Raw genomic sequence first — 2,081 nt, 5'->3', positions numbered from 1 at the left:
GGGGGGGGTGGCCCCCGCCCGGGGGGCGGGGGCGCCGCGGCCCGAAGAGACGCCCAAAGCCCCGCCTGCGGCGGAGCCCGAGCCGGTGGCCGAGCCCGCGCCACCGGCGACCCTGGCGCTCGCCAATGCGGGACGGCCGCGGGCGCGGCCGGAGCAGGCCCCGCCGAGCCCGGACCCGGCGAACCAGGTGATGGCGGCGCTGAAGAAGGAGGGCCAGCGCGAGATCGACGCGCAGGGCGCCGGCGAGACCCGGGCCGCCGCCGCGCCGGCGCCGGCGGCCCCCGCCGCGCCCTCCGCGCCCGCAGCCACCTCGCTGCCGGTCGGCCCGCCGCTTACCGGCGGCGAGAAGGAGGGGCTGAAGCTCGCGGTGCAGCGATGCTGGAACGTGCCGGCGGGGCTGCGCGACGCCCAGGAGCTGCGCGTGGTGCTCGCGGCCGAGCTGGCCGCGGACGGCGCCGTCATCTCGGGCTCGATCCGGCTGATCGAGCCGGTCCCGGCGCCGGACGCGCGCTTCCAGCAGGCCTACGAGGCGGGACGGCGTGCACTCCTGCGCTGTTCGCCGTATAGCGAGCTTCCGCGCGACAAGTTCGCGCAATGGCGCAACATCGAAGTGGTCTTCAATCCCGAAGGGATGGTTTCATGGTAAATTCGCTTCGCCGCAGCCTCGTCGTCGGCCTGCCGGCGGCCCTCGCGCTCCGTCCCTTCGCCGCGGCGGCGCAGGCGCCGCTTCGCATCGAGATCACCGAGGGCGTGATCGAGCCGATGCCCTTCGCCGCCCCGGGCTTCGTGCCGGACAGCGCCGAGGCAGCCGACCTGGCGGCGCGCATCACCCAGGTCGTCATCGACGACCTCACCGGCACCGGGCTCTTCCGCGAGATCCCGAGCAACGCCCATATCGGCCGGATCACCAATTTCGACGCGCCGGTGCAATTCGCCGACTGGAAGGCGATCAACGCCCAGGCGCTGATCACCGGGGCGGCGGGCCAGCGGGGTGACCGGGTCTCCGTTCGCTTCCGGCTCTGGGACGTTTTCGCCCAGACCCAGCTCGGCGAGGGGCTGCAGTTCGAGGGCACCGCCCAGGCCTGGCGGCGCATGGGCCACAAGGTGGCGGATGCGGTCTATTCGCGGCTGACCGGCGAGGGCGGCTATTTCGACAGCCGCGTGGCCTATATCGCCGCGAGCGGGCCCAAGAGCGCACGGCGCAAGCAGATCGCGGTGATGGATTACGACGGCGCCAATCCGGTGATGCTGACCGACGGCAACGCCCTTGTGCTCACCCCGCGCATCTCGCGCTCGGCCAGCCAGATCCTCTATACCAGCTACGAGCAGGGCGCGCCGCGGGTGCTGATGATCGAGGCGGGCGGCGGGCGCCGGCAGGTGCTCGACGACGCCCAGGGCATGACCTTCGCGCCGCGCTTCTCGCCGGATGCGTCCCGCGCGGTCTATTCCGCTTCCACCGGCACGGGCTCGGACATCTTCGTGGTCGACCTCGCCTCGCGCCGGCGGGCGCAGCTCACCCAGACCTCCTCGATCGACACCGCGCCGGCCTTCTCGAACGACGGCGGGCAGATCGTCTTCGAGAGCGACCGCGCCGGCACGCAGCAGCTCTACGTGATGTCGGCCGGCGGCGGCGAGGCCCGGCGCATCAGCTTCGGCGAGGGCCGCTACGCCACCCCGGTCTGGTCGCCGCGCGGCGACATGATCGCCTTCACCAAGATCGTCGGCGGCCGCTTCCATGTCGGGGTGATGCGCACCGACGGCTCGAACGAGAAACTGCTGACGGCGAGCTACATCGACGAGGGGCCGACCTGGGCGCCGAACGGGCGCGTGCTGATGTTCTTCCGCGAGACGCCGGGCGATACCGGGGGGCCGCAGATTTATTCGGTGGACATCACGGGGCGGAATCTGCGCAAGGTGCCCACGGCGGGTTTTGCCTCCGATCCGTCCTGGTCGGGGCTGCTCGGATGAGCCAGGGTTCGCCCGGAACCGGGCGCGAGAACGCGGAGGATAGGATGAAGTCAGTCAGAACCGGCGGGTTGCTGGCGATCGCGCTGCTGGCATCGGCCTGCGCCGGCGGGAAC

The 2,081-nt window shown here is 72.4% G+C and carries 1 protein-coding gene and 1 pseudogene; both read left to right on the top strand.

The annotated features are described in order from the left end of the window. Positions 1-646 (top strand): annotated as a pseudogene (locus V7050_RS20615) (energy transducer TonB); the annotation flags it as partial. Next, entirely contained in the window at positions 640-1,968 is a 1,329-nt protein-coding gene (gene tolB, locus V7050_RS20610) for a Tol-Pal system beta propeller repeat protein TolB (protein WP_324370750.1), read from the top strand. The pseudogene V7050_RS20615 and the gene tolB, both read left to right, overlap by 7 nt. Positions 1,969-2,081: the final 113 nt, after the last annotated feature.

The sequence above is a fragment of the Amaricoccus sp. genome (genome assembly GCF_036846665.1).
Classification (GTDB): domain Bacteria; phylum Pseudomonadota; class Alphaproteobacteria; order Rhodobacterales; family Rhodobacteraceae; genus Amaricoccus.
This window is presented reverse-complemented; position numbering and strand designations above follow the sequence as displayed.

Coding starts and splice junctions, on each gene's coding strand:
- tolB (WP_324370750.1), top strand. CDS start 640: ATGGTAAATTCGCTTCGCCGCAGCCTCGTCGTCGGCCTGCCGGCGGCC.